We start from the raw sequence: 26,312 nt of genomic DNA on the forward strand, positions 1-26,312 counted from the left end.
CGCCGCCAGCTGCGACCTTACTCAGGATCGCCTACATCATGTCAGCTGAGAGACGACGAAGTTAAAACTGGACAGAAGCGAGCTCCGCACCGCTCTTGACGATATTCCATTGACTTTATCCATATATCGAGTAATCTGGATACATGGAACAGGAAAAAGCCATTCTCGCTCTTGCGGCGCTGGCCCAGCCGACGCGGCTTCAGGCCTTCAATCTGCTCGTTCAGCACGAACCGGTTGGGATTCCTGCCGGCGACGTCGCGAAAATGCTGGCCGTGCCGCAGAACACCATGTCCTCGCATCTGAGCGTCCTTGCCCGTGCGGGCCTCATCCATGCCGAGCGAAGGAGCCGGTTGATGGTCTACAGGGCCGACATCGCCGCGCTGCGCGATCTGACCTTGTACCTTGTCAAGGACTGCTGCGGCGGCAGGGCTGAACTCTGCGAACCGCTGATTGCCGAACTTTCCCCCTGTTGCCCTCCGCAGAAGGTGTCATCATGACCAAGACCACATTCAACGTGCTTTTCCTTTGCACCGGAAACTCCGCCCGTTCGATCATCGCTGAAAGCATCCTGAAGAAGGATGGTGCGGGAAAGTTCAACGCGTACTCGGCAGGAAGCTATCCGAAGGGGCAGGTTCACCCGCTCGCAATCGAGACGCTTCAGGGGCATGGCTATCCGATCGAAGGCCTTCGCTCCAAGAGCTGGGATGAATTCGCAGCCCCCGGTGCGCCGGAACTCGATTTCGTCTTCACCGTCTGCGACAACGCTGCAGGCGAGGCGTGCCCGGTATGGCCTGGCCAGCCGATGACCGCTCATTGGGGGCTCGAAGATCCGGCCGCCGTGGAAGGGACGGAGGCGGAAAAGCGCGTCGCCTTCGGCCAGACCCTCCGTTACATGAAACTCCGTATCGCAGCCTTTGCCGCGCTTCCGGTCGAGAGCCTGGAGCGCATGAGCCTGAGCACGAAGCTCCGCGAGATCGGCCAGATGGAAGGCTCCACGTCGAAGAGAGCTGACGTCGCATGACCGAACCGATCGACATCGTCATCTATCACAACCCTGATTGCGGGACGTCACGAAACACACTCGCAATGATCCGGAACGCCGGCATCGAACCGCACGTCGTCGAATATCTGAAGACGCCGCCGAGCCGGGCATTGCTGATGCAGTTGATCGCGCGAATGGGGATCCCTGTCCGTAATCTTCTGCGCGAAAAGGGCACACCTTACGCCGAACTGGGGCTCCAGGATGAAACCCTGACCGACGAGCAACTCCTCGACGCGATGATGGAGCATCCCATCCTGATCAACCGCCCGATCGTGGTATCGCCGATGGGCGTCAAGCTCTGCCGTCCTTCGGAAGCGGTGCTGGACATTCTTCCGATGCCTCAAAAGGGGGCATTTTCCAAGGAGGACGGCGAAGCTGTCATCGACGCGGAAGGCCGCAGGGCTTCCTGACCCGGCTCCCGCCGCCGTCACCCCGCACGTTTCACAAAGAGGCTTTGCCATGCAGCCCGCTCGCCCTACGCTACGTCTTTCCTTCCTCGACCGCTATCTGACGGTCTGGATATTCGCCGCCATGGCTCTCGGGCTGATCCTCGGCACGGTGTTCGAAGGCCTGCCAGCCTGGCTGAACAGCATGTCCATGGGCACGACCAATATTCCGATCGCGATCGGCCTTATCCTGATGATGTATCCGCCGCTCGCAAAGGTTCGATATGAGGAACTGCACCAGATCTTTGCCGACAAGCGGATCCTGCTTCTTTCGCTCGTCCAGAACTGGATCATCGGTCCGGTCCTCATGTTCATTTTGGCCGTGGTGTTCCTGCGCGGCTACCCGGAATACATGACCGGACTGATCCTGATCGGTCTTGCGCGCTGCATCGCCATGGTGCTCGTCTGGAACCAGCTCGCGCGCGGCAACAACCAGTATGTCGCGGGTCTGGTCGCCTTTAATTCTATCTTCCAGATCCTGTTCTTCAGCGTCTACGCGTGGTTCTTCCTCTCTTTCCTTCCGCCATTGTTCGGATTGGAGGGCAGCGTGATCGACGTCTCGTTCTGGACGATCGCAGAAGCCGTCCTCATCTATCTCGGCATCCCTTTCCTGGCGGGGTACCTGTCGAGACGCATCCTGACAGCTGTCAGGGGCCGGGAGTGGTACGAGAAGGCGTTCCTTCCGAAGATCAGCCCGATCACGCTGGCCGCGCTTCTTTTCACGATCGTAGCGATGTTCAGCCTGAAAGGCGGTGACGTGGTCCGGCTGCCGTTCGACGTCGCGCTGATCGCCATCCCGCTGACCATCTATTTTCTGGTCATGTTCACGGTCAGCTTCTTCATGGCGAAGACGATCAATACGGATTACCCGCGGACCACCGCAGTCGCATTCACCGCAGCCGGAAACAACTTCGAACTGGCGATCGCCGTCGCCATCGCGGCCTTCGGTCTCGCGTCGCCGGTGGCCTTCGCCGCTGTTATCGGTCCACTGGTGGAAGTGCCGGTCCTGATCATCCTCGTTCAGTTCGCGCTCTGGTTGGGCAGGCGCTACTACGGCTCTCAGATGGATCGTGTCCCCGCCGAGTGACATCGTGGCATTCAGGCGGGACCTCTGCATTCGATTGACAAGGGCGGGCAAAATTCTCACCATCCCGACATGCCGTGCCGACAATGTGAACTTATCAAATACGCGACCAGTTCCTCGCCTTTTGCAAACATAGCAGGACCGTTCATTTACGTACTGTTTTCCGAATGCGTGGCCCGCAAGGCTCATGCTCTCGACCCTGCGGCATATGTCTTCAAACTCGGGTTCTCCGGTGGCGGGCAGGACCGGTTTCGTTCTCTGATCGAGGGATGGCGCTACAAGGGCGGGAGCACTGCACCGCTTGGCAACTGTAGGAACTGGGTGTCTATCGGCGTCTGGAAGATGAAGACGGCTGAGGCATTCGAGCGCAAGTTCATCAAGGTCGCAGTCGAGCGCCACCGGATTCTCCAACCTCACGTCTATCTTGATGGGGAAAGACCGATCGAACAGCCCCGCTCCAATGGCGAGACCGAAATCTACTGGTTCAACGACCAGGATTTCGTGGACCTGCCGCTCTATCAGGACCGGGTATGCACCGAGGAGCGGGGAAATTTCGCCGCGCTCCAAGGCATGTTCGATGCCATCAGGGAGCGCGGCGACAAATTCAGGGCGGAACTGGCCGTCCCGAAGAAATAGGCTTCTATTTCACCTTCCCGACGCCGGAATAGGTGAAGCCGTGGGCTTCGACTTCCGGACGGCGATAGACATTGCGCAGGTCGACAAGGATCGGGGTCTTCATGACGGACTTGAGGCGCTCAAGGTCGAGCGCGCGCAACTCGTTCCATTCGGTGACGAGAACCGCGACATCGGCGCCTTCGGCGGCCTGGTACGGGCCGCTCGCAAACTCGATCTCCATGAGCTGTTTGGCGTTTTCCATGCCCTCAGGATCGTAGCCGGAGACGATGGCGCCCGCATCCTTGAGTGTCTGCACGACGGCGATTGCCGGGCTGTCGCGCATGTCGTCCGTATTGGGCTTGAAGGTCAGTCCCAGCACGGCCACCTTCTTGCCCCGAACGTCGCCGCCGGCAGCGGCGATCACCTTGCGGCCCATGGCGCGCTTGCGGTTGTCGTTGATGGCAATCGTTGTCTCGATCAGGCGGACCGGGCTGTCATAGTCCTGCGCCGTCTTGGCAAGCGCCAGCGTATCCTTCGGGAAGCATGAGCCGCCATAGCCAGGGCCAGCATGCAGGAATTTCGAGCCGATGCGGCCGTCGAGGCCGATCCCGCGGGAGACATCCTGCACGTCGGCGCCGACACGCTCGCAGAGATCTGCCATCTCGTTGATGAAGGTGATCTTCATCGCCAGGAACCCGTTCGCGGCATATTTGATGAGCTCCGAGGTACGGCGGCTGGTGAAGAGTAGCGGCGACTGGTTGAGGTAGAGCGGCCGGTAGACTTCCGTCATCACCCCACGGGCGCGCTCGTCGGAAAGGCCGACGACGATACGGTCCGGACGCTTGAAGTCCTCGATGGCGGCTCCTTCGCGCAGGAATTCCGGATTGGAGACGACGGCGAAATCCGCATCCGGATTGGTTTCCCGGATGATCCGTTCGACCTCGTCGCCGGTGCCGACCGGTACTGTGGATTTCGTGACGACGACGGTGAAACCTCTCATCGCTGCGGCGATCTCGCGCGCTGCGGCATAGACGTAACCAAGGTCGGCATGGCCGTCGCCGCGGCGGGATGGGGTACCGACCGCGATGAAGACGACGTCGGCGTCGGCGACTGCCTGACCGAGATCGGTGGTGAAGGAAAGGCGCCCCGCCTTGACGTTCGATTCGACCAGCGCGTCCAATCCAGGCTCGAAGATCGGGATGACGCCCTTCTTGAGCGCCTCGATTTTTTCCACGGCTTTGTCGACGCAAACCACATCATGTCCGAAGTCCGCAAAGCAGGCTCCCGAAACCAGCCCGACATAACCCGAACCAACCATCACAATACGCATTCGCAATCCTCATCATGGTCGAGCAGAACATCTGCCCTGATTTTCAGTTTTTCCTACCGCATCCAGCTTTTATTGCAACGCATCATTCAGAGCAGGATTAATTCCACTTGGATTCCTGCCGATCAACTGAAACTGCATTTGCCGGCGCGGCGATGTCCTGCGCCGGAACATCGACCGGCTAGCAGGGTTTTTGACGTTTGCCCCAGGCGATGAAATCAGGATTGGCAAAATCCACGACGCCGGGCTCTCCGGTCTTGCCGTAGCGCAGCGGCTCGCCATTAAGGTCCATGGTCGATCCGCCGGCTGCACGCAGCACCGCATCGCCGGCTGCCGTATCCCATTCCATGGTTCGTCCAAAGCGGGGATAGAGATCGGCAGCCCCTTCCGCAAGCAGGCAGAATTTCAGTGAAGAGCCGATACAGCGGATATCCGATGCGCCGGACTGCTTGAGGAAAGTCTCGGTTTCGACGGAACTGTGGGAGCGGCTCGCGACGCAGATGGGGGGCGTTTCGACGGGCCGGGCCGAAATCTGTTCCCGGCTGCTGATTGTCAAGTCATCGCCGACGATGAGTTTCATGGCGCTCCCGTGTCCGCCGAGATAGGCGACATGCAGGGCGGGAGCATAGACCACTCCGAGCACAGGCCTGTCTTCTTCGATGAGGGCGATGTTGACGGTGAAATCCTCGTGCCTGTTGATGAATTCCTTTGTTCCATCAAGCGGATCGACCAGGATGAAAGAGCGCCCTTCGATCGAAGGCACGCGACCTGCGGCAACTGATTCCTCCGCGATCACCGGAATGTCGGGACAATCCCTGGCGAGTTCGGCGAGGATGATCCTTTCGGCTTCCTCGTCCGCCTCGGTGACCGGTGACCGGTCGGCCTTGTAACGGGTATTCGGCCCCGCCCTGTAGATATCCAGGATGGCTTTTCCCGCAAGAAACGCGGCTTTTTCGAACGTAGCCAGCATGGACATCACGATGCCCTCGAATCGCTTGAAACATTCAGGGACAGTCGGACGAGGTGCTGGCGTGTGGCATAAAGGGCGATCGCTGCAGCATTGGAGACGTTCAGTGATTTGATTGCGCCGGGCATGTCGAGCCTAGCGAGCGCCGACACGGTCTCGCGGGTCTTCTGGCGCAATCCCTTGCCTTCCGAGCCAAGCACAAGTGCAATACGGTCGCCGACAAATGTGTCTTCAAGCGGAGCCGGGCCTTCCGAATCGAGCCCAATCGTCCGGAAGCCGATCTGGTGCAGCTCGCCGATCGCATCGGCAAGGTTGGTCACCTGTATATAAGGTATGAGTTCAAGCGCGCCGGACGCCGATTTGGCGAGGACGCCGGATTCGGTCGGGCTATGTCTCTGGGTGGTGATCACCGCGCCAGCACCGAAGGCTACGGCCGAACGCATGATCGCGCCGACGTTGTGCGGGTCGGTCACCTGGTCGAGAACGAGAAGCAGCGGGCTATCCTTCAGCGCCTCCAGCCGGCGAAGCGGCAGAGGCCGGGTTTCCAGCATGACGCCCTGATGGATGGCCTCCGGGCCAAGGATCCTGTCGATATCCTGCGGCGAGACGAATTCGACCGGGAAGGGAAGGGCCGGCGCTTCGCCGATGTCGAGACGAGCGAACGCGTTCTGTGTTACCGACAGCTTGATCAGTTCACGCTCGGGGTTGTCGAGCGCGGCGCGCACGGTATGCAGGCCGTAAAGAAAGACCTGATCCGCCTGAAGCTGCGGCGGCTTCCAGTCCTTGTTGGATTTCTGCCGCCTCTGCGGCGGCGTCGGGATTTCGCCGCGTTCGCGCTTGGCGTCGCGCACGGCGCGCCTCAGCGTGGCGTAATGGCTGTCGCGGCCGGATTTGTCTTGTTTATTGTCCTTGCTCATGGTGCTTTATAGCGACGCCGATCCGTCCGGCAAAGCCCCCACGTGGTCGAGGTCCCTGTGCACAGCGGTGTATTTTTTTCGTCATTTTTCCAAAAACCTCGTGTTGACAGACGGGAGCGGGGCAGTCATATACGCGGCGCAGATCGCGGGGCACCGAAAGCACCTCGATCTGACGAGCTTGGTCAGTAGATCCAGACGGAAAACTGGAGGGATGCCCGAGTGGTTAAAGGGGACGGACTGTAAATCCGTTGGCTCAGCCTACGTTGGTTCAAATCCAACTCCCTCCACCATTCTGTCGCCGGATCGGACCACCCCGCGGGTATAGCTCAATGGTAGAGCAGCAGCCTTCCAAGCTGAATACGCGGGTTCGATTCCCGCTACCCGCTCCATATTTTCTCCCATGCCTCCTTTTAGGTGCGGTTGTTTTGTCAGGCCATGACGCCCGCTTTTCCGGGCGGCAATGTCGGTTGTCATGTGGCATCCTGAACGACGTTGCGGTATCGCCAGATCCTGAGGCAGTTCTGCCGGGATTTTTCGTGTTCCCCTTGTCCGGCCGTGCGTCGCAATTATGTCTTGCGCATTCTTATGGAAAGCCTTAAACGGCGACACCAAACCCGGGCGCCGGGTTCACCTCTTATGTTCACAGGAAGCATTCAATGGCAAAGAGCAAGTTTGAGCGGAATAAGCCGCACGTCAACATTGGCACGATTGGTCACGTTGACCATGGTAAGACGTCGTTGACGGCAGCGATTACGAAGTATTTCGGCGAGTTCAAGGCTTATGACCAGATCGACGCCGCGCCGGAAGAGAAGGCGCGCGGGATCACGATCTCGACGGCGCACGTTGAATACGAGACGCCTGCCCGCCACTATGCGCACGTCGACTGCCCCGGCCACGCCGACTATGTGAAGAACATGATCACCGGTGCTGCGCAGATGGACGGCGCGATCCTGGTTGTTTCGGCTGCCGACGGCCCGATGCCGCAGACGCGCGAACACATCCTGCTGGCCCGCCAGGTTGGCGTACCGGCGATCGTTGTGTTCCTGAACAAGGTGGACCAGGTTGACGACGCCGAGCTCCTCGAGCTGGTCGAGCTGGAAGTTCGCGAACTTCTGTCGTCTTACGACTTCCCGGGCGACGACATCCCGATCATCAAGGGTTCGGCGCTTGCCGCGCTTGAAGACAGCGACAAGAAGATCGGCGAAGACGCGATCCGCGAGCTGATGGCTGCGGTTGACTCATACATCCCGACGCCGGAGCGTCCGATCGACCAGCCGTTCCTGATGCCGATCGAAGACGTGTTCTCGATCTCGGGCCGCGGTACGGTTGTGACGGGCCGCGTCGAGCGTGGCATCATCAAGGTCGGCGAGGAAGTCGAGATCGTCGGCATCCGTCCGACGACGAAGACGACCTGCACGGGCGTCGAGATGTTCCGCAAGCTGCTCGACCAGGGCCAGGCCGGCGACAACATCGGTGCGCTGCTGCGCGGTGTCGACCGCAACGGCGTCGAGCGCGGCCAGATTCTGTGCAAGCCGGGTTCTGTGAAGCCGCACAAGAAGTTCAAGGCGGAAGCCTACATCCTGACGAAGGAAGAGGGTGGCCGTCATACGCCGTTCTTCACCAACTACCGTCCGCAGTTCTACTTCCGCACGACGGACGTGACGGGCATCGTGACGCTGCCGGAAGGCACGGAAATGGTGATGCCGGGCGACAACGTGACGGTCGACGTGGAGCTGATCGTGCCGATCGCGATGGAAGAGAAGCTGCGCTTCGCCATCCGCGAAGGCGGCCGCACCGTCGGCGCCGGCATCGTCGCATCCATCGTCGAGTGATCTTGGATCAGCTTGAATTTAAAGGCCCTGCCGGCAACGGCAGGGCCTTTTGCGTTTGAGGCTGCACCGCGATCAATCCGTTGGTTTACCCTGTGTCAGGCGGTTGTGAAGAGTTCGCTCTCATAACGGAAGCGGGCGACGTCGCGCGGCTTGCGGAAGGCGAGGGGAAGCCTGTCCTCGGTCTCCATCAGCCGGCTCGCCACATTCTCGACGCCGGCACGGATCGCCTGCCTGCCGATGAAGCCGCCGCGAACCTGTGTGGTCGCAGCAAGGGCTCGGGTGAATGCGTCGAATAGCTCCGGGTCCGGCGGCGACGGCCTTTGCCAGAAGGCGGCAAGGCTGTCCTGAAAGGTCAGGCCCGGCACGTCGTAGATCGCCGAGCCCAGCGCGATAACCGGCTTTCCCGCCGAAAGTGCCGTCAGCCCCACGGTGGAATTGACTGTCACGACGCCGGTGGATTTTTTGATCAGCGCATCCGTATCTCCGCCGTCCGCGACGAACACGCGCCCGGCCACACCGTGTCGCTCGGCGGTCATGCCGATCCGATCGGGCCAGCGCGACAGGCCGTTGTCGATCGGATGAACCTTGAACAGCAACCGGCTTCCGGCTGGCGCATGTCGCGCGAAGGACAGGATGGCCGCGTCGACGAGCCTGAAGAGGTCGCCGCCCGGTGCATGCCGGCGGATCTGGTAATCGCCGGGCAGTTGCAACGGAAACAGGAAGAAGCTTGTACCCCCATCGGTACCGGGAGCCAGGCAAGCCGCGATTGTCTTTTCCGCTTCCTGCCTGCGTGTGCGGCCGGTCAAGGCCTTCAGGATCCAGCCGCTATATTCGACCAGCGGATGGACAGGCCCATGCGTCCGGTAATGGGGGTGAACCAGCCAGCCCAGAACGACGTTCGGGATATGGAAGGCAAGGTCGTAAAGAGCATAGGTGAGGAAGCTCGATCTGTAGAGGCCTCCTGGTGAAACGGCAGGCTCGTTCGCAGCCAGCGCCTCGATTTCGCGCGGCTCTCGCGGAAATCGCGAATGGGCCGACATGCCGTCCGGTTCGATCGTCAGCCAATCGGGCCTGAGATAGCCGTGTTCGAGAATATGGACGCGAAGCCCCTCTCTTGTGCCAATCTCCGCGGCAACCGCATGGGCGGGCCGCCCGTCGCCGAGCATCACGAGGTCCGTGACATCATGATCGCGGATGTAGCAATTAAGATACACTGGCCATTCGGTTGCCCGTCCGCGAAAGAAGTTACTTTCCTTTGGCCACCAAAACACCACATCCCCGAGGCAGAAGCTGATCTTTCGGACGGAAGCGCCTTGTTTTTCAATCGCTTCCGCCAGCAGGTGGAGGAACGGCGAGGCGGGTCCCTGCAGGAACAGGAAAGTGCGTGGCGTCATGTTGCGCAACCTGTGGAAGCGATCGGGGACTTTCGGTATGGCATTGACGGAGGAACTGCCTTGGTCAAAATAGCCTTTGCATTCTTATCGACAAATTCCGCAATTGAAATTGCTTATAAACGAGTCCTGCGCGTAATGGAGTCTCCAGCAGCAATGGCTACCGAATGACCAAAGTTCTCTTTCTGCAGGGGCCTCCATCGATTTTCTGGCGCGAGCTGGCTGATGGGTTCGAGGCGCAGGGCATTGAAACGAAGCGGGTGAACTTTTCGGCCGGCGACCAGCTTTACTGGCGCAAGCGGGGCGCGATCAATTATCGCGGGACCTTGCGGGCCTGGCCGCGCTATCTCGCGGATATGATTCGCCGTGAAGGGATTACCGACATCCTCTACTACGCCGATCGGCTTCCCTATCATCGCCTGGCGGCGCGTATCGGCCGCAAGCTCGGTATCCGTTGTCATGCGGTGGAATTCGGCTATCTGAGGCCAGACTGGATCACGGTCGAGCGGAATGGCATGGGGCGATTCTCTCATTTCCCGAATGATCCAGATCATATCAGGCGCATCGCGGCGCAAGTGGATACACCAGATCTGCATGCCCTTTACGGCCACACCTTCGGTCAGGAGGCGACCAACGAAGTCGTCTATAACCTTGCGGCCTATTTCGGTCGGCTGATGTTTCCGTTCTACCGCGCAGACAAATATTATGATCCGATTTTCGACTACCTCTCGTGGGTGCCGCGCATGTTCAGGGCACGCCACGACCTGCCGGAAGGTTTCTTCGAAGACAAATTGAAGAAGAACTATCTTCTCGCCCTGCAGCTCCAGAGCGATTACCAGATCCGCGCAAATTCGCCTTACCGGCACCTGTCACAGATGCTGGAACAGGTCATTCAATCCTTCGCGCGTCATGCACCCGAAAATGGCCGGCTGGTCGTCAAGCAGCATCCTCTGGATAACGATCTGGAGGGGTGGCGTAAGGTCGTTGCCCGTCTTGCGGAACGTCACCGCGTGCAGGGCAGGGTGACCTTCATCGAGAAGGGCAATCTGTCGACGATCCTTCGGGATAGTCACGGTGTGGTCGTCGTCAATTCCACGACGGGCTTGCACAGCCTGCGGGCGGGCATTCCGACCATTGCGCTCGGCGCCGCCGTCTATGACGTACCTGGCCTGACCCACCAGGGAGGTCTTGACAGTTTCTGGCGCCACCCGGAGCCGATCGATAAGCGGCTTCTTGCCGATTTCATCAAGGCCCTGGCCGGCAGTGTGCAGGTGAAGGGCAATTTCTATCACAAGGCCGGCCGCAAGCTGGCTATCGAGGCAATCATCGCCCGCGTTTCCGGCGGACTGGTCAATCAGCCCGACGCTTATGTGGAAAGGCCGCCGCGTCTTTCCTGGCGGCGTCTCCCGCTGCTGCCCGAAAGGGGGGCGCAATCATCAGTGACAGGGTCGAGCGGCTACGATCTGCCGGGCAAGGAAATTCTCGCGGCCGGGGGAGGGCAGGCGCTTTCTCTTGCGCGATTTACCGAAGCTTCCGACGTCAGCAACAGAAAGCTGAGATAGAGCGCAGGGATATTCAAAAACGCTCTTGCAAAGCGTGACGCATCCCCTTAAAGGGAGCGCCGGGCCTGCTGGCGGGAACCGGACCTTGAAATTCCGCGATCCGTCCTGGCTGAAGGGGTATAGCTCAGTTGGTAGAGCGGCGGTCTCCAAAACCGCAGGTCGGGGGTTCGAGCCCCTCTGCCCCTGCCATTTCCAAGGCGATTGGCGCGGAACATCCGCAGCGGGATTGTTTGGAAATGGTTGCCGCCCAAAGCGGCAAAATTTCATCGGGCACTGTTTTCCCTCTTGTGTAAAGGGGAAGGGGTGTTTATGTAGGGTTCAAAACAGACACGCGGTGCGTGGGGCTGAGCGAGGTCAGCTTTACGCGCCGTAATTGCGTGGGCAATCGATGGCATCCAAAACCAATCCTGTCACGTTTCTGCGCCAAGTGCGCTCCGAGGCGTCGAAAATCCATTGGCCGTCTCGTCGCGAGACTATGATCTCCACGGCTATGGTGCTGGTTATGGTCATTTTCGCTGCGCTGTTTTTCTTCGCTGCAGATCAGCTGATGGGCTGGTTGTTACGTTTGATCCTGAACGTCAGCGTTTGATTCTTGGAGAGTGAAGATGGCGGCGCGTTGGTACATCGTCCACGCATATTCGAATTTTGAGAAGAAGGTTGCCGAGGATATCGAGAACAAGGCTCGCCAGAAGGGGCTTGAGCATCTGTTCGAAAAGATCCTTGTGCCGACCGAGAAGGTCGTGGAAGTTCGCCGCGGCCGCAAGGTCGATTCCGAGCGCAAGTTCTTCCCTGGCTATGTTTTGGTCCGTGCGAACCTGACCGACGAGGCTTATCACCTCATCAAGAATACGCCAAAGGTTACCGGCTTCCTGGGTTCTGACAACAAGCCGGTTCCGATTCCGGATTTCGAGGCTGAGCGCATCCTGGGCCAGGTACAGGAAGGCGTCGAGCGGCCGAAGTCCTCTATCAGCTTCGAGATCGGCGAGCAGGTTCGCGTCTCGGATGGTCCATTCGCATCGTTCAATGGCATCGTTCAGGATGTCGACGAGGAGCGTTCCCGCCTTAAGGTGGAGGTCTCGATCTTTGGTCGCGCGACCCCGGTCGAGCTGGAATACGGTCAGGTCGAAAAGGTCTGATGAGTTTCGAATTGGGGCTTGCCATTTGCGTGGCGGGCTTCGAGCGGCGTGTGCCGTAAGCGCGTGGGAGGGGTGGCGCCTTTAGCCGGGTGCCTCGACCGAACCACGCAACCGCAGCCGCCGGGCGAGCCCGGCATGTCGGGCCGGGCAACTGGCCCATAACGAAAGGCAGAGAGAAATGGCTAAGAAAGTAGCGGGCCAGCTCAAGCTGCAGGTCAAGGCAGGATCGGCAAACCCGTCCCCGCCAATCGGCCCGGCGCTTGGTCAGCGTGGCATCAACATCATGGAATTCTGCAAGGCGTTCAATGCCGCCACGCAGGAAATGGAAAAGGGTATGCCGATCCCGGTCGTCATCACCTATTACCAGGACAAGTCCTTCACCTTCGCAATGAAGCAGCCGCCGGTCACCTACTGGCTGAAGAAGGAAGCAAAGATCACCTCTGGCTCGAAGACTCCGGGCAAGGGTGCGAAGGTCGGTACGATCACCAAGGCGCAGGTCCGCGCAATTGCCGAAGGCAAGATGAAGGATCTGAATGCGGCCGACGTCGAAGGCGCAATGGCAATGGTCGAGGGCTCTGCCCGCTCCATGGGCCTGGAAGTGGTGGCTTAACATGGCAAAGCTTGCAAAGCGTATTCAGAAGATCCGCGAAGGCGTTGATCCGACCAAGCTCGTTGCCCTGACCGACGCCATCAAGATGGTGAAGGACCGTGCCACTGCAAAGTTCGACGAGACCGTTGAAATCGCCATGAATCTCGGCGTCGACCCGCGTCATGCCGACCAGATGGTTCGCGGCGTGGTCAATCTGCCGAACGGCACCGGCCGTGACGTTCGCGTTGCCGTCTTTGCCCGTGGCGCCAAGGCTGACGAAGCCAAGGCTGCCGGCGCTGACGTCGTCGGTGCCGAAGACCTCGTTGAAATCGTCCAGGGCGGCAAGATCGACTTCGATCGCTGCATCGCGACCCCGGATATGATGCCGCTCGTCGGTCGTCTGGGTAAGGTGCTCGGCCCCCGTGGCATGATGCCGAACCCGAAGGTCGGCACGGTTACGATGGACGTCACTGGTGCCGTCAAGGCGTCCAAGGGTGGTGCTGTCGAGTTCCGCGTCGAGAAGGCTGGTATCATCCATGCCGGCGTCGGCAAGGCTTCGTTCGACGCCAAGGCTCTGGAAGAGAACATCAAGGCTTTCGCCGATGCGGTCATCAAGGCGAAGCCGGCTGGCGCGAAGGGCAACTACGTCAAGCGCGTGGCGATTTCCTCGACCATGGGGCCAGGCGTCAAGATCGACCCGTCGACGGTAACGGTCTAAAGCATTCGCCGGGGCTTCGGTCTCGGCTACATGAATTCCCGGCCCTTCGGGGCCGGGAATTTCCGGAGAAATCCGGAATTCCTGTCCGAGATTGCAGGTGGTTTCGACCTTAATCACTTTGCCTGCATGAGACGGGTAAGAACACGAGTTTTGGAAGGGCGCCTGGGCGCCTTTCGAGTTCGGTTCGAGCCTAGTGTGCCTTGTGCCTGGAACCCGAAAGGGGACAGTGCGAGGGGACAGGATCCTCAAGCGCCCTTGGGGTCCGAGAAGAAGGATCCCTTGAGGCAAAGGCAAACCCGGTGGGGCCTGCAGGATTGCGGTCCTACCTACTGGAGACAGACAGTGGAAAGAGCGGAAAAACGCGAATTCGTCACGGAGCTGAACGAAGTCTTCAAGGCTTCCGGTTCGGTTGTCGTGGCCCACTATGCTGGTGTCACAGTTGCGCAGATGAACGACTTCCGTTCGAAGATGCGCGCTGCTGGCGGCACCGTCAAAGTCGCGAAGAACCGCCTGGCCAAGATCGCTCTTCAGGGCACGGAGTCGGAAGGGATGTCGGACCTGTTCAAGGGTCAGACGCTCATTGCTTACAGCAATGACCCGGTCGTCGCTCCGAAGGTCGTCTCGGATTTCGCCAAGACCAACGACAAGCTCGTTGTTCTCGGCGGTGCCATGGGATCGGCCACGCTCAACGCGGAAGGTGTCAAGTCGCTTGCGACCCTGCCTTCGCTGGACGAGCTGCGTGCGAAGCTGCTGGGCATGATCCAGACCCCGGCTACCCGCATCGCAGGCGTCGTTCAGGCACCGGCAGCTCAGCTTGCCCGCGTGCTTTCGGCGTATGCCAAGAAGGACGAAGCCGCTTGAGGCGGTTTTTCGCTGTTCATATCAAACCAGTTCGAACCGAACAAAAGGAACTAGAAAATGGCTGATCTCGCAAAGATCGTAGAAGACCTCTCCTCTCTCACCGTCCTGGAAGCTGCTGAGCTTTCCAAGATGCTCGAAGAAAAGTGGGGCGTTTCCGCTGCAGCTCCCGTAGCGGTTGCTGCTGCTGGCGGCGCTGCCGGCGGTGCTGCTGCTCCGGCTGAAGAAGAAAAGACCGAGTTCGACGTCATCCTCACGGATGCCGGCGCCAACAAGATCAACGTCATCAAGGAAGTCCGCGCTATCACCGGCCTCGGCCTGAAGGAAGCCAAGGACCTCGTCGAAGGCGCTCCGAAGGCTGTCAAGGAAGCCGTCTCCAAGGCTGAAGCCGCAGACCTCAAGAAGAAGCTTGAGGATGCCGGCGCCAAGGTCGACGTCAAGTAATACCGGAATGCGGCGGGAGAGGGGACCTCTCCTCTCCCGCCGATTTCCTCCGAACTGATTACCCAAGAGCCGCGAAAACGGTTCTTGGGTAATGGGTTCTCAAGAGGATGGTCCCGAACCGAACCGAGAAGGCAATCCGGCCTGGCGTGTTCGGGAAGTGGGACGAGATTGGGAATACCCATTGATCGACGGGATCGACTGGCCAGCGAACCCCGTCCGTTGCAGGCCCGGATGCAATTTTGAAGGAGCGACGATGGCTCAGACCCTTTCGTTTAATGGTCGCAGGCGCGTACGCAAGTTTTTTGGAAAAATCCCCGAAGTCACAGAGATGCCGAACCTCATCGAGGTTCAGAAGGCATCCTATGACCAGTTCCTCATGGTCGACGAACCGAAGGGCGGCCGCCCGGACGAAGGTCTGAACGCCGTCTTCAGGTCGGTCTTTCCGATCACCGATTTTTCCGGTGCCTCCATGCTGGAATTCGTGTCCTACGAATTCGAACCGCCGAAGTTCGACGTGGAAGAATGCCGCCAGCGCGACCTGACCTATGCTGCGCCTCTCAAGGTGACGCTGCGTCTCATCGTGTTCGATATCGACGAGGATACCGGCGCGAAGTCCATCAAGGACATCAAGGAACAGTCCGTCTACATGGGCGACATGCCGCTGATGACCGACAACGGTACGTTCATCGTCAACGGCACCGAACGCGTGATTGTGTCGCAGATGCACCGCTCGCCGGGCGTCTTCTTCGACCACGACAAGGGCAAGAGCCATTCTTCCGGCAAGCTGCTCTTTGCTGCCCGCGTTATCCCCTATCGCGGTTCCTGGCTCGACATCGAGTTCGACGCCAAGGACATCGTGTTCGCCCGTATCGACCGCCGCCGCAAGATCCCCGTGACGTCGCTCTTGATGGCGCTCGGCATGGACGGTGAAGACATTCTGTCAACCTTCTACACGAAGTCCTCCTATGAGCGCGACGGCGAGGGCTGGCGGATTCCGTTCCATCCGGACACCTTGAAGGGCGCGAAGGCTCTTTCCGACATGATCGACGCCGACACCGGCGAAGTGGTTGTCGAGGCCGGCAAAAAGCTCACCCCGCGTCTGCTCCGTCAGCTCTCCGAAAAGGGCCTGAAGGCGCTGAAGGCGACCAATGACGATCTCTATGGCACCTATCTTGCCGAAGACATTGTCAACCTGGAAACCGGTGAGATCTACCTGGAAGCTGGCGACGAGATCGACGAGAAGACGCTGCCGGTCATCCTGAACGCAGGTTTCGACGAGATCCCGATCCTCGGCATCGACCACATCAATGTCGGAGCCTATATCCGCAATACGCTCGCCGCCGACAAGAACGAGAACCGCCAGGACGCTCTGTTCGATATTTACCGCGTCATGCGTCCGGGTGAGCCGCCGACCATGGAATCGGCGGAAGCCATGTTCAACTCGCTGTTCTTCGATGCGGAGCGTTACGACCTCTCCGCCGTCGGCCGCGTGAAGATGAACATGCGTCTTGACCTCGAAGTCGAGGACACGGTCCGCACGCTGCGCAAGGAAGACATCCTGGCCGTGGTCAAGATGCTGGTCGAACTGCGCGACGGCAAGGGCGAGATCGACGACATCGACAACCTCGGCAACCGCCGTGTCCGTTCGGTCGGCGAGCTCATGGAGAACCAGTATCGCCTGGGTCTGCTGCGCATGGAGCGCGCCATCAAGGAGCGCATGTCGTCGATCGAGATCGATACCGTCATGCCGCAGGATCTGATCAATGCGAAGCCTGCGGCGGCTGCCGTTCGCGAATTCTTCGGTTCCTCGCAGCTGTCGCAGTTCATGGACCAGGTGAACCCGTTGTCGGAAATCACCCACAAGCGCCGTCTCTCGGCCCTTGGCCCGGGTGGTCTGACCCGTGAGCGCGCAGGCTTCGAAGTCCGCGACGTTCACCCGACCCACTACGGCCGCATTTGCCCGATCGAGACGCCGGAAGGCCCGAACATCGGTCTGATCAACTCGCTGGCCACCTTCGCCCGCGTCAACAAGTACGGATTCATCGAAAGCCCGTATCGCAAGATCGTCGACGGCAAGGTCACCAACGACGTGCTTTACCTCTCCGCCATGGAAGAGGCGAAGTATTACGTCGCGCAGGCGAACGCGCCGATGAACGATGACGGCACCTTTGCTGAAGAGTTCGTCGTTTGCCGTCATGCCGGCGAAGTGATGCTGGCTCCGCGCGACAACATCAACCTGATGGACGTTTCGCCGAAGCAGCTCGTTTCGGTGGCTGCCGCACTGATTCCGTTCCTGGAAAACGACGACGCCAACCGCGCTCTCATGGGTTCGAACATGCAGCGTCAGGCCGTGCCGCTGGTACGCGCCGAAGCTCCGTTTGTCGGCACCGGTATGGAGCCGGTCGTCGCCCGCGATTCCGGCGCTGCGATCGCCGCCCGTCGTGGCGGCGTGGTCGACCAGGTCGATGCGACCCGTATCGTTATCCGTGCCACCGAGGACCTCGATCCATCGAAGTCCGGTGTCGATATCTACCGTCTGCAGAAGTTCCAGCGTTCGAACCAGAACACCTGCGTCAACCAGCGTCCGCTGGTCGCCGTCGGCGACGTTCTGAACAAGGGTGACATCATTGCCGACGGTCCGTCGACCGATCTTGGTGACTTGGCTCTCGGTCGTAACGCGCTCGTCGCGTTCATGCCGTGGAACGGCTACAACTACGAAGACTCGATCCTGATGTCGGAACGCATCGTTGCCGACGATGTGTTCACGTCCATCCACATCGAGGAATTCGAGGTGATGGCCCGTGACACCAAGCTTGGTCCTGAAGAAATCACGCGCGACATTCCGAATGTTTCGGAAGAAGCGCTGAAGAATCTCGACGAAGCGGGAATCGTCTATATCGGCGCCGAAGTCCAGCCGGGCGACATTCTCGTCGGCAAGATCACCCCGAAGGGCGAAAGCCCGATGACGCCGGAAGAAAAGCTTCTGCGCGCCATCTTCGGCGAAAAGGCCTCTGACGTTCGTGACACCTCCATGCGCATGCCGCCGGGCACGTTCGGTACGGTCGTCGAAGTTCGCGTCTTCAACCGCCACGGCGTGGAGAAGGACGAACGTGCGATGGCGATCGAGCGCGAGGAGATCGAGCGTCTCGCCAAGGACCGGGACGACGAACAGGCGATCCTGGACCGCAACGTCTATGGTCGTCTGACAGACATGCTGCGTGGGCAGATGTCGGTTGCCGGCCCGAAGGGCTTCAAGAAGGGCGTCGAGCTTTCGAATGCCGTGATCTCGGAGTACCCGCGCTCGCAGTGGTGGATGTTCGCCGTCGAGGACGAAAAGGTCCAGGGCGAGATCGAAGCGCTGCGCGCTCAGTACGACGAATCCAAGTCGCGCCTTGAACAGCGCTTCATGGACAAGGTCGAGAAGGTCCAGCGCGGCGACGAAATGCCTCCGGGTGTCATGAAGATGGTCAAGGTCTTCGTCGCGGTGAAGCGCAAGATCCAGCCGGGCGACAAGATGGCCGGCCGTCACGGAAACAAGGGCGTTGTGTCGCGTATTGTGCCGGTCGAGGATATGCCATTCCTCGAAGACGGTACGCATGTCGACATCTGCTTGAACCCGCTTGGCGTGCCTTCGCGCATGAACGTCGGTCAGATCCTTGAAACCCATCTCGCATGGGCATGCGCAGGCATGGGCAAGAAGATCGGCGAGCTGCTCGAAGAATATCGCAAGACGATGGATATCACCGACCTGAAGCGCGAGCTGACGGACGTGTATGCCAGCGAAGCCAAGAACGAAGTCGCCAATTTTGACGACGAGTCGCTGGTAAAGCTTGCCGAGCAGTCGAAGCGCGGCGTTTCGATCGCGACGCCGGTCTTCGACGGCGCGCATGAACCGGACGTTGCTGCCATGCTGACCAAGGCCGGTCTGCATTCGTCGGGTCAGTCGGTCCTGTACGACGGCCGCACGGGCGAAGCTTTCGACCGCAAGGTCACCGTCGGCTACATGTACATGATCAAGCTGAACCACCTTGTGGACGACAAGATCCACGCGCGTTCGATCGGTCCGTACTCGCTCGTCACCCAGCAGCCGCTGGGCGGTAAGGCGCAGTTCGGTGGCCAGCGCTTCGGGGAAATGGAAGTCTGGGCTCTGGAAGCCTACGGCGCCGCCTACACCCTGCAGGAAATGCTGACCGTGAAGTCGGACGACGTGGCGGGTCGTACCAAGGTCTACGAAGCGATCGTCCGTGGCGACGACACGTTCGAGGCGGGCATTCCGGAGAGCTTCAACGTTCTCGTCAAGGAAATGCGCTCGCTGGGCCTGTCCGTGGAGCTCGAGAATTCGAAGGTCGAGCAGGCGGATGGCGGCCAGCAACTGCCCGACGCAGCCGAGTAACAACAAGAGAAGGCGCGCGCTTGAATTGGCGCGCGCCGCTCCCGCCGCTGGTCCCCGCCGGCAGGATCGGGAAACTTTCGCCGCATTCAGCGGCTACGACTACTTAAAGCATCGGACTGCCATCCCCGGAAATAGGGCCTGGGAGTTTGGACAGACCCGATCGCAAGCCGAGGGCTTCGGCCCCTAAAGGAGATAGGCATGAACCAAGAGGTCATGAATCTTTTCAATCCGCAGGTGCCTGCGCAGCACTTCGACTCGATCCGTATCTCGATCGCGTCGCCGGAGAAGATTCTCTCCTGGTCCTACGGCGAAATCAAAAAGCCGGAGACCATCAACTACCGTACGTTCAAGCCGGAACGCGACGGTCTTTTCTGCGCCCGCATCTTCGGGCCGATCAAGGACTACGAGTGCCTGTGCGGCAAGTACAAGCGCATGAAGTACAAGGGTATCATCTGCGAAAAGTGCGGCGTCGAAGTCACGCTGTCGCGCGTTCGCCGCGAGCGCATGGGCCATATCGAACTCGCCGCTCCCGTTGCCCATATCTGGTTCCTGAAGTCGCTGCCGTCTCGCATCGCCACCCTTCTCGACATGACTCTGAAGGATGTCGAGCGCGTTCTCTATTTCGAGAACTACATCGTGACGGAGCCGGGCCTTACTGCGCTGAAGGAAAACCAGCTTCTTTCCGAAGAAGAATACATGATCGCCGTCGACGAATATGGCGAGGATCAGTTCACGGCGATGATCGGCGCCGAGGCCATCTATGAAATGCTGGCTTCGATGAATCTTGAGAAGATCGCCGGCGACCTGCGTTCGGAGCTTGCCGACACCACGTCGGACCTCAAGCAGAAGAAGCTGATGAAGCGTCTGAAGATCGTCGAGAACTTCATCGAATCCGGCAATCGCCCGGAATGGATGATCATGAAGGTCGTTCCGGTGATCCCGCCGGATCTGCGCCCGCTCGTGCCCCTCGACGGCGGTCGTTTCGCAACGTCCGACTTGAACGATCTCTATCGCCGCGTCATCAACCGTAACAACCGTCTGAAGCGCCTGATCGAACTGCGCGCTCCGGGCATCATCATCCGCAACGAAAAGCGCATGCTGCAGGAATCTGTCGATGCGCTGTTCGACAACGGCCGTCGTGGCCGCGTCATCACCGGCGCCAACAAGCGTCCGCTGAAATCGCTGTCCGACATGCTGAAGGGCAAGCAGGGCCGCTTCCGCCAGAACCTGCTCGGCAAGCGCGTCGACTATTCCGGCCGTTCGGTCATCGTGACCGGTCCGGAACTGAAGCTGCACCAGTGCGGCCTGCCGAAGAAGATGGCGCTCGAACTGTTCAAGCCGTTCATCTATGCCCGCCTCGACGCCAAGGGTTACTCCTCGACCGTCAAGCAGGCGAAGAAGCTGGTCGAAAAGGAAAAGCCGGAAGTCTGGGATATCCTCGACGAGGTCATCCGCGAGCATCCGGTCCTGTTGAACCGTGCGCCGACGCTGCACCGCCTGGGCATTCAGGCCTTCGAACCGATCCTGGTTGAAGGCAAGGCGATCCAGTTGCACCCGCTCGTCTGCACGGCCTTCAACGCCGACTTCGACGGTGACCAGATGGCCGTCCACGTGCCGCTGTCGCTCGAAGCCCAGCTTGAAGCCCGCGTGCTGATGATGTCGACGAACAACATCCTGCATCCGGCGAACGGCGCCCCGATCATCGTGCCGTCGCAGGACATGGTTCTCGGCCTCTACTATCTCTCGATCATGAACCAGAACGAGCCGGGCGAGGGCATGGCCTTCTCCGACATGGGTGAACTTCACCACGCTCTGGAAAACAAGGTCGTCACGTTGCATGCCAAGATCAAAGGCCGCTTCAAGACCGTCGACGCCGAGGGCAAGCCGGTTTCGAAGATCTATGAAACGACGCCCGGCCGTATGATCATCGGTGAGCTCCTGCCGAAGAACGTCAACGTGCCGTTCGACATCTGCAACCAGGAAATGACCAAGAAGAACATCTCCAGGATGATCGACACGGTCTATCGCCACTGCGGCCAGAAGGACACGGTTATCTTCTGCGACCGCATCATGCAGCTCGGCTTCACCCATGCCTGCCGCGCCGGCATCTCCTTCGGCAAGGACGACATGATCATTCCGGATACCAAGGAGAAGATCGTCGGCGACACCGAAGCGCTGGTCAAGGAATACGAGCAGCAGTACAATGACGGCCTGATCACCCAGGGCGAGAAGTACAACAAGGTCGTCGATGCCTGGGGCAAGGCCACCGAGAAGGTCGCAGAGGACATGATGGCCCGCATCAAGGCCGTCGAGTTCGACGCCGAGACCGGTCGCCAGAAGCCGATGAACGCGATCTACATGATGTCCCACTCGGGTGCCCGCGGTTCTCCGAACCAGATGCGCCAGCTGGGCGGCATGCGCGGCCTGATGGCCAAGCCGTCGGGCGAGATCATCGAAACGCCGATCATCTCGAACTTCAAGGAAGGCCTGACCGTGAACGAGTATTTCAACTCGACCCACGGCGCCCGTAAGGGTCTCGCAGACACCGCCTTGAAGACCGCGAACTCCGGTTACCTGACCCGCCGTCTCGTCGACGTCGCGCAGGACTGCATCGTCAACATGGTCGATTGCGGCACCGAAAGCGGCCTCACCATGACGGCGATCGTTGATGCCGGCCAGGTCGTAGCTTCGCTTGGCGCCCGCATCCTGGGTCGTACCGCGTTGGACGATATCGATCATCCGGTCACGGGCGAGCGCATCGTCGATGCGGGCAAGATGATCCTTGAGCCGGATGTCATCGAGATCGAAAAGGCTGGTATCCAGTCGATCCGCATTCGCTCCGCACTGACCTGCGAAGTCCAGACGGGCGTCTGCTCGGTCTGCTACGGCCGTGACCTTGCGCGCGGTACGCCGGTCAACATGGGCGAAGCGGTCGGCGTCATCGCCGCTCAGTCGATCGGCGAGCCGGGCACACAGCTCACCATGCGTACCTTCCACCTGGGCGGTACGGCGAACGTGGTCGACCAGTCGTTCCTGGAAGCGTCTTACGAAGGCACGATCCAGATCAAGAACCGCAACATGTTGCGCAACTCCGAAGGCGTACTCGTCGCGATGGGCCGCAACATGGCGATCACCATCCTCGACGAACGTGGCGTCGAACGGTCTTCGCAGCGCGTCGCCTATGGTTCGAAGCTGTTCGTGGATGACGGCGACAAGGTCCGCCGCGGCCAGCGTCTCGCCGAATGGGATCCTTATACCCGCCCGATGATGACGGAAGTCGAAGGCACGGTTCAGTTCGAAGATGTCGTCGACGGCATCTCCGTTTCGGAATCCACCGACGAATCCACCGGCATCACCAAGCGCCAGGTCATCGACTGGCGTTCGACGCCGCGCGGCTCGGACTTGAAGCCCGCGATCGTCATCAAGGACGCTTCCGGTGCGATCGCCAAGCTGTCGCGTGGCGGCGAAGCCCGCTTCCAGCTTTCGGTCGACGCGATCCTGTCCGTCGAGCCGGGCCAGAAGGTCTCCCAGGGTGACGTTCTTGCCCGTATCCCGATGGAAAGCGCCAAGACCAAGGACATCACCGGTGGTCTGCCGCGCGTCGCCGAGCTCTTCGAAGCGCGCCGTCCGAAGGATCACGCCATCATCGCTGAGATCGATGGTACGATCCGCCTCGGTCGCGACTACAAGAACAAGCGTCGCGTTATGATCGAGCCGGCGGAAGACGGTGTCGAGCCGGTCGAATACCTGATCCCGAAAGGCAAGCCCTTCCATCTTCAGGACGGCGACTACATCGAGAAGGGCGACTACATCCTCGACGGCAACCCGGCGCCGCACGACATCCTGGCGATCAAGGGCGTGGAAGCGCTTGCTTCCTACCTCGTCAACGAAATCCAGGAAGTCTACCGGTTGCAGGGCGTTGTCATCAACGACAAGCACATCGAAGTCATCGTCCGTCAGATGCTGCAGAAGGTCGAGATCACCGATGCCGGCGACAGCCAGTACATCGTTGGCGACAATGTCGACCGGATCGAACTCGACGACGTCAACGAGCGCTTGGCGGAGGAAGGCAAGAAGCCTGCTTCGGGCGATCCGGTCCTGCTCGGCATCACCAAGGCGTCGCTGCAGACCCCGTCCTTCATCTCGGCCGCATCCTTCCAGGAAACCACCAAGGTTCTCACGGAAGCTGCGATCGCCGGCAAGATGGACACGCTGCAGGGGCTCAAGGAGAACGTCATCGTCGGCCGTCTCATCCCGGCCGGTACGGGCGGCACCATGACCCAGATCCGCCGCATCGCCACCTCGCGCGACGACCTTATCCTCGAGGAGCGCAAGAAGGGGTCGGGAGCAGCTTCGGCAACTCCGATGCTGCAGGACATGGCTGGAGAAAACACCCCGGCCGAGTGATAGGCCGGAGTGCCGATCTGTCGCACCCCATGGAATTGACGAAAGAAAGAACGCCCGGAGAAATCCGGGCGTTTTCGCGTTTTCGGGAATAGGTGAGGTTTAAAGGGTTGATCAGGGGCAAACGGGCATTATTGGAAGGTTTCTAATCTGGCCTCCGTTCGATCACGAATGGAGGCTCAAATGAATAAGTTACTGTCCTCGGTCGCCGTCTGCGTTTTGCTTGCAACGATGGCGCATGCGGCGGGTCCGTCGGTCCCCGCCGATCTTCGCGAGACGGCGCTTGAGGTGTTCAAGCCCCTGCCGTCGACCATTCCCGCGGTGAAGGACAACAGGATCACCGCGGACAAGATCGCGCTTGGCAAGGCGCTGTTCTTCGACCCGCGCGTGTCCGCCTCGGGTGTCTTTTCCTGCAACTCCTGTCACAATCTCGCGACCGGTGGCGACGATAATCTCGAAACGTCGATCGGCCACGGATGGCAGAAGGGACCGCGCAACGCGCCGACCGCACTCAACGCCGTCTTCAATATCGCGCAGTTCTGGGATGGGCGCGCCGAAGACCTGAAGGCCCAGGCCAAGGGGCCGGTCCAGGCCGGCGTCGAGATGGCCAACACACCCGATCAGGTTGTCGCGGCGCTGAAGTCGATGCCGCAATATGTCGAGTGGTTCAAGGCCGCCTTTCCGGGAGAGGCCGATCCGGTCACTTTCGACAATTTTGCCAAGGCGATCGAAGCCTTCGAGGCGACGTTGATCACACCGGCGCCTTTCGACGCCTGGCTGAACGGTGACGACGATGCCATGACCGTCGAGGCGAAGCAGGGCCTGTCGCTCTTCATGGACAAGGGCTGCGCCTCTTGCCATGCGGGCATCAACGTCGGCGGGGAGGGGTATTATCCCTTCGGACTGATCGAGAAGCCCGGGGCCGAGGTCCTGCCGGAAAACGACAAGGGGCGTTTTGCCGTCACCAATACGGCGGATGATTCCTACGTCTTTCGCGCCGCACCGCTGCGCAATATCGCGCTGACGGCACCCTATTTCCATTCAGGGAAAGTATGGGACCTGAAACAGGCGGTCGCGATCATGGGAACGGCGCAGCTTGGCGAGGAACTGAAGGGCAACGAGGTCGATCTGATCGTCGCCTTCCTGGACTCTCTGACCGGCAAGGTGCCGGAAGTGACCTATCCAATCCTTCCGCCCGAAACCGACCTAACACCGCGGCCGGTCAGCATCATACCGACTTCCAAATAAACAAGACCGGCGTTGGAGCATGCCGCCCGAAGGGGGACCGGTTCGGGACAGCATGCGCAAAATAAGCCGGCGAGGGGGGCACCCGCTGGTCCACCGCACCAGCGGGTGCCATCCATTCGGACTTCTCTATTCGAAGCGGATGATCGAGACTTCGCCTTCGAGCGCACCCTGATAGGCGGATGCATGCGGTTCTTCCGTCGGTTCGTCGGTCAAGACGCCGATCTGGTCGAGATCGGCTTCGAGGAAACCTTCCTCCGAAAGCGCGTTGAGCGCTCCGCGCACGGCGGAATCGTCGTCCGGTGCCTGCAGCATGATGTGGAGGTCGACGCCCTCGCCATCCTTTACTTCATATCCCTTGCCGATGATGATAAAGACCATCGGCCCGTCGAGATTGTTGTCGTTGTCAGCGGCCGCCATCATCATTGTCTCCAGATAAGGGAAAGACCTTTTGCCCCGAAGCGGAAGCGGGATGAAAGGTTTCCGTCCTCTTTAGTTCCATTGACTGCGATTCCCAAATACAAATGCCTGCGTAGGGCGAAAACTCACGAAACCTTGTCGGAAAACCTGCCCTTTACCCGGTAAGCCAGGGGTTTGAGGCATTATTTTCGGCGCGGCTCTTGACGGGCGGGGGGGAAAACAGTAAACGCCCCGCATCGGAAGCGATGTGAGGCTTGCCCGTTCGGGACGACTCGTTCCGGAGTACGCCTCAGACACGGTTCCATACGCACGTTGACGACACGAATGTTGCACGCATGACGCATGAGGAATGCGTCCTCTGCCTTTTGTGGTCCATCCGGAAAGCGGATCGGGCCACGTTTTGCGCATGAGGAAATGTGTGTGTCGCCGCCGGAAACGGCATCAGATTGGCCCTGACAAGGGCTTTGGAAGAAGATTTTGCAAGGGATGGTTATATGCCTACCGTAAACCAGCTGATCCGCAAGCCGCGTCAGGCACAGGTAAAGCGCAACAAGGTTCCTGCCCTGCAGGAAAACCCGCAGAAGCGCGGCGTTTGCACCCGCGTCTATACGACGACCCCGAAGAAGCCGAACTCGGCTCTGCGTAAGGTTGCCAAGATCCGCCTGACCAACGGCTTCGAAGTCATCGGCTATATCCCGGGTGAAGGTCACAACCTGCAGGAACACTCCGTCGTCATGATCCGTGGCGGCCGCGTCAAGGACTTGCCGGGCGTTCGCTATCACATCATTCGCGGCGTTCTCGATACCCAGGGTGTCAAGAACCGCAAGCAGCGCCGTTCCAAGTACGGTGCAAAGCGTCCGAAGTAGTTCGGTTTTGGTTATCCCGGCGCTGCGCGAGGTTCTCCGCGTGGTAAAGCGCCTTA

Annotated in this window: 23 protein-coding genes and 3 tRNA genes; 21 read left to right on the forward strand and 5 right to left on the reverse strand. The window is 59.9% G+C overall.

What is annotated here, in order from left to right; all coding sequences use genetic code 11:
* The first annotated feature begins 143 nt into the window (after window positions 1-143).
* From J2046_RS13595 to J2046_RS13615, 5 genes are all read left to right on the forward strand, one after another.
* The gene (locus tag J2046_RS13595) at window positions 144-497 is read left to right on the forward strand and encodes an ArsR/SmtB family transcription factor (protein WP_210052588.1); all 354 of its coding nucleotides are present in this window, start codon (window positions 144-146) and stop codon (window positions 495-497) included.
* Window positions 494-1,021 carry an arsenate reductase ArsC gene (locus J2046_RS13600; RefSeq protein ID WP_210052590.1) on the forward strand — a complete coding sequence of 176 codons (528 nt, stop codon included), beginning with the start codon at window positions 494-496 and terminating at the stop codon, window positions 1,019-1,021. Before J2046_RS13595 ends, J2046_RS13600 begins: the two co-directional genes overlap by 4 nt.
* Entirely contained in the window at window positions 1,018-1,452 is a 435-nt protein-coding gene (gene arsC, locus J2046_RS13605; protein WP_210052591.1) for an arsenate reductase (glutaredoxin), read from the forward strand. The genes J2046_RS13600 and arsC overlap by 4 nt, the downstream gene beginning before the upstream one ends.
* 49 nt (window positions 1,453-1,501) lie before the next feature.
* On the forward strand, window positions 1,502-2,575 hold the full coding sequence (arsB, locus tag J2046_RS13610) for an ACR3 family arsenite efflux transporter (RefSeq protein WP_210052593.1): 1,074 nt from the start codon (window positions 1,502-1,504) through the stop codon (window positions 2,573-2,575).
* Between the two features lie 318 nt (window positions 2,576-2,893).
* Window positions 2,894-3,208: a hypothetical protein gene (locus tag J2046_RS13615; RefSeq protein WP_210052595.1), complete on the forward strand. Its 315-nt coding sequence runs from the start codon at window positions 2,894-2,896 to the stop codon at window positions 3,206-3,208.
* A gap of 4 nt (window positions 3,209-3,212) precedes the next feature.
* Here the strand turns inward: J2046_RS13615 and J2046_RS13620 are convergent, their stop codons facing one another.
* The 3 genes from J2046_RS13620 to rlmB all read right to left on the reverse strand — a co-directional run bounded on the left by J2046_RS13620 (window position 3,213) and on the right by rlmB (window position 6,398).
* Window positions 3,213-4,517: a UDP-glucose dehydrogenase family protein gene (locus J2046_RS13620; protein WP_210052597.1), complete on the reverse strand. Its 1,305-nt coding sequence runs from the start codon at window positions 4,515-4,517 to the stop codon at window positions 3,213-3,215.
* Between the two features lie 178 nt (window positions 4,518-4,695).
* Window positions 4,696-5,484, reverse strand: coding sequence for a 3'(2'),5'-bisphosphate nucleotidase CysQ (gene cysQ, locus J2046_RS13625; protein WP_210052818.1), 789 nt, complete (start codon window positions 5,482-5,484; stop codon window positions 4,696-4,698).
* Between the two features lie 5 nt (window positions 5,485-5,489).
* Window positions 5,490-6,398 (reverse strand): 23S rRNA (guanosine(2251)-2'-O)-methyltransferase RlmB, encoded by a 909-nt coding sequence (gene rlmB / locus J2046_RS13630; RefSeq protein ID WP_210052599.1) that lies wholly within the window; start codon window positions 6,396-6,398, stop codon window positions 5,490-5,492.
* 205 nt (window positions 6,399-6,603) lie between these two features.
* Here rlmB and J2046_RS13635 point away from each other — a divergent pair.
* From J2046_RS13635 to tuf, 3 genes are all read left to right on the forward strand, one after another.
* Window positions 6,604-6,688, forward strand: a tRNA-Tyr gene (locus J2046_RS13635).
* Window positions 6,689-6,713: 25 nt separating this feature from the next.
* Window positions 6,714-6,787 (forward strand) — tRNA-Gly (locus tag J2046_RS13640).
* A 267-nt stretch (window positions 6,788-7,054) separates the two neighbouring features.
* Entirely contained in the window at window positions 7,055-8,230 is a 1,176-nt protein-coding gene (gene tuf, locus J2046_RS13645; RefSeq protein WP_210052601.1) for an elongation factor Tu, read from the forward strand.
* Between the two features lie 95 nt (window positions 8,231-8,325).
* Here tuf and J2046_RS13650 read toward each other — a convergent pair whose 3' ends face one another.
* Complete coding sequence (locus J2046_RS13650) at window positions 8,326-9,396, reverse strand: capsular biosynthesis protein (protein ID WP_233469747.1); 1,071 nt, start codon at window positions 9,394-9,396, stop codon at window positions 8,326-8,328.
* Between the two features lie 18 nt (window positions 9,397-9,414).
* On the opposite strand from J2046_RS13650, the gene J2046_RS33835 reads away from it, so the two are divergent.
* The 12 genes from J2046_RS33835 (at window position 9,415) to J2046_RS13705 (ending at window position 24,973) form a co-directional block, all read left to right on the forward strand.
* On the forward strand, window positions 9,415-9,792 hold the full coding sequence (locus J2046_RS33835; protein WP_233469748.1) for a hypothetical protein: 378 nt from the start codon (window positions 9,415-9,417) through the stop codon (window positions 9,790-9,792).
* A complete protein-coding gene (locus J2046_RS13655) occupies window positions 9,789-11,183 on the forward strand; it encodes a capsule biosynthesis protein (protein ID WP_210052605.1) in 1,395 nt (464 codons plus the stop codon). The genes J2046_RS33835 and J2046_RS13655 overlap by 4 nt, the downstream gene beginning before the upstream one ends.
* A gap of 113 nt (window positions 11,184-11,296) precedes the next feature.
* A tRNA-Trp gene (locus J2046_RS13660) sits at window positions 11,297-11,372 on the forward strand.
* A gap of 199 nt (window positions 11,373-11,571) precedes the next feature.
* Entirely contained in the window at window positions 11,572-11,772 is a 201-nt protein-coding gene (secE, locus tag J2046_RS13665) for a preprotein translocase subunit SecE (protein ID WP_037151073.1), read from the forward strand.
* 16 nt (window positions 11,773-11,788) lie between these two features.
* On the forward strand, window positions 11,789-12,319 hold the full coding sequence (gene nusG / locus J2046_RS13670) for a transcription termination/antitermination protein NusG (RefSeq protein ID WP_037151067.1): 531 nt from the start codon (window positions 11,789-11,791) through the stop codon (window positions 12,317-12,319).
* A gap of 178 nt (window positions 12,320-12,497) precedes the next feature.
* On the forward strand, window positions 12,498-12,929 hold the full coding sequence (rplK, locus tag J2046_RS13675) for a 50S ribosomal protein L11 (RefSeq protein ID WP_037151064.1): 432 nt from the start codon (window positions 12,498-12,500) through the stop codon (window positions 12,927-12,929).
* A gap of 1 nt (window position 12,930) precedes the next feature.
* Window positions 12,931-13,626, forward strand: coding sequence for a 50S ribosomal protein L1 (rplA, locus tag J2046_RS13680; RefSeq protein ID WP_210052607.1), 696 nt, complete (start codon window positions 12,931-12,933; stop codon window positions 13,624-13,626).
* A gap of 342 nt (window positions 13,627-13,968) precedes the next feature.
* Window positions 13,969-14,487 (forward strand): 50S ribosomal protein L10, encoded by a 519-nt coding sequence (rplJ, locus tag J2046_RS13685; RefSeq protein WP_210052609.1) that lies wholly within the window; start codon window positions 13,969-13,971, stop codon window positions 14,485-14,487.
* 57 nt (window positions 14,488-14,544) lie between these two features.
* A complete protein-coding gene (gene rplL / locus J2046_RS13690) occupies window positions 14,545-14,928 on the forward strand; it encodes a 50S ribosomal protein L7/L12 (protein WP_210052611.1) in 384 nt (127 codons plus the stop codon).
* 253 nt (window positions 14,929-15,181) lie between these two features.
* A complete protein-coding gene (gene rpoB / locus J2046_RS13695) occupies window positions 15,182-19,321 on the forward strand; it encodes a DNA-directed RNA polymerase subunit beta (RefSeq protein ID WP_210052613.1) in 4,140 nt (1,379 codons plus the stop codon).
* Window positions 19,322-19,519: 198 nt separating this feature from the next.
* On the forward strand, window positions 19,520-23,728 hold the full coding sequence (gene rpoC / locus J2046_RS13700) for a DNA-directed RNA polymerase subunit beta' (RefSeq protein ID WP_210052615.1): 4,209 nt from the start codon (window positions 19,520-19,522) through the stop codon (window positions 23,726-23,728).
* A 180-nt stretch (window positions 23,729-23,908) separates the two neighbouring features.
* On the forward strand, window positions 23,909-24,973 hold the full coding sequence (locus J2046_RS13705; RefSeq protein WP_210052617.1) for a cytochrome-c peroxidase: 1,065 nt from the start codon (window positions 23,909-23,911) through the stop codon (window positions 24,971-24,973).
* 126 nt (window positions 24,974-25,099) lie between these two features.
* Here the strand turns inward: J2046_RS13705 and J2046_RS13710 are convergent, their stop codons facing one another.
* Entirely contained in the window at window positions 25,100-25,393 is a 294-nt protein-coding gene (locus J2046_RS13710; protein ID WP_210052619.1) for a transcriptional regulator, read from the reverse strand.
* Window positions 25,394-25,884: 491 nt separating this feature from the next.
* On the opposite strand from J2046_RS13710, the gene rpsL reads away from it, so the two are divergent.
* Window positions 25,885-26,256: a 30S ribosomal protein S12 gene (rpsL, locus tag J2046_RS13715; RefSeq protein ID WP_003507760.1), complete on the forward strand. Its 372-nt coding sequence runs from the start codon at window positions 25,885-25,887 to the stop codon at window positions 26,254-26,256.
* Window positions 26,257-26,312: the final 56 nt, after the last annotated feature.

It is taken from the genome of Neorhizobium petrolearium (assembly GCF_017873175.1).
Lineage (GTDB): Bacteria > Pseudomonadota > Alphaproteobacteria > Rhizobiales > Rhizobiaceae > Neorhizobium > Neorhizobium petrolearium.

Bases quoted from the DNA above. Each gene is read 5' to 3' on its own strand.
- rpoC (WP_210052615.1), top strand. From the start codon at position 19,520: ATGAACCAAGAGGTCATGAATCTTTTCAATCCGCAGGTGCCTGCGCAG.
- J2046_RS13620 (WP_210052597.1), bottom strand. From the start codon at position 4,517: ATGCGTATTGTGATGGTTGGTTCGGGTTATGTCGGGCTGGTTTCGGGA.
- J2046_RS13650 (WP_233469747.1), bottom strand. From the start codon at position 9,396: ATGCTCGGCGACGGGCGGCCCGCCCATGCGGTTGCCGCGGAGATTGGC.
- J2046_RS33835 (WP_233469748.1), top strand. From the start codon at position 9,415: ATGATCGCGGATGTAGCAATTAAGATACACTGGCCATTCGGTTGCCCG.
- rplA (WP_210052607.1), top strand. From the start codon at position 12,931: ATGGCAAAGCTTGCAAAGCGTATTCAGAAGATCCGCGAAGGCGTTGAT.
- rplK (WP_037151064.1), top strand. From the start codon at position 12,498: ATGGCTAAGAAAGTAGCGGGCCAGCTCAAGCTGCAGGTCAAGGCAGGA.
- nusG (WP_037151067.1), top strand. From the start codon at position 11,789: ATGGCGGCGCGTTGGTACATCGTCCACGCATATTCGAATTTTGAGAAG.
- J2046_RS13655 (WP_210052605.1), top strand. From the start codon at position 9,789: ATGACCAAAGTTCTCTTTCTGCAGGGGCCTCCATCGATTTTCTGGCGC.
- J2046_RS13595 (WP_210052588.1), top strand. From the start codon at position 144: ATGGAACAGGAAAAAGCCATTCTCGCTCTTGCGGCGCTGGCCCAGCCG.
- J2046_RS13600 (WP_210052590.1), top strand. From the start codon at position 494: ATGACCAAGACCACATTCAACGTGCTTTTCCTTTGCACCGGAAACTCC.
- rlmB (WP_210052599.1), bottom strand. From the start codon at position 6,398: ATGAGCAAGGACAATAAACAAGACAAATCCGGCCGCGACAGCCATTAC.
- J2046_RS13705 (WP_210052617.1), top strand. From the start codon at position 23,909: ATGAATAAGTTACTGTCCTCGGTCGCCGTCTGCGTTTTGCTTGCAACG.
- secE (WP_037151073.1), top strand. From the start codon at position 11,572: ATGGCATCCAAAACCAATCCTGTCACGTTTCTGCGCCAAGTGCGCTCC.
- arsC (WP_210052591.1), top strand. From the start codon at position 1,018: ATGACCGAACCGATCGACATCGTCATCTATCACAACCCTGATTGCGGG.
- rpoB (WP_210052613.1), top strand. From the start codon at position 15,182: ATGGCTCAGACCCTTTCGTTTAATGGTCGCAGGCGCGTACGCAAGTTT.
- cysQ (WP_210052818.1), bottom strand. From the start codon at position 5,484: ATGCTGGCTACGTTCGAAAAAGCCGCGTTTCTTGCGGGAAAAGCCATC.
- arsB (WP_210052593.1), top strand. From the start codon at position 1,502: ATGCAGCCCGCTCGCCCTACGCTACGTCTTTCCTTCCTCGACCGCTAT.
- J2046_RS13710 (WP_210052619.1), bottom strand. From the start codon at position 25,393: ATGATGGCGGCCGCTGACAACGACAACAATCTCGACGGGCCGATGGTC.
- tuf (WP_210052601.1), top strand. From the start codon at position 7,055: ATGGCAAAGAGCAAGTTTGAGCGGAATAAGCCGCACGTCAACATTGGC.
- rpsL (WP_003507760.1), top strand. From the start codon at position 25,885: ATGCCTACCGTAAACCAGCTGATCCGCAAGCCGCGTCAGGCACAGGTA.
- rplL (WP_210052611.1), top strand. From the start codon at position 14,545: ATGGCTGATCTCGCAAAGATCGTAGAAGACCTCTCCTCTCTCACCGTC.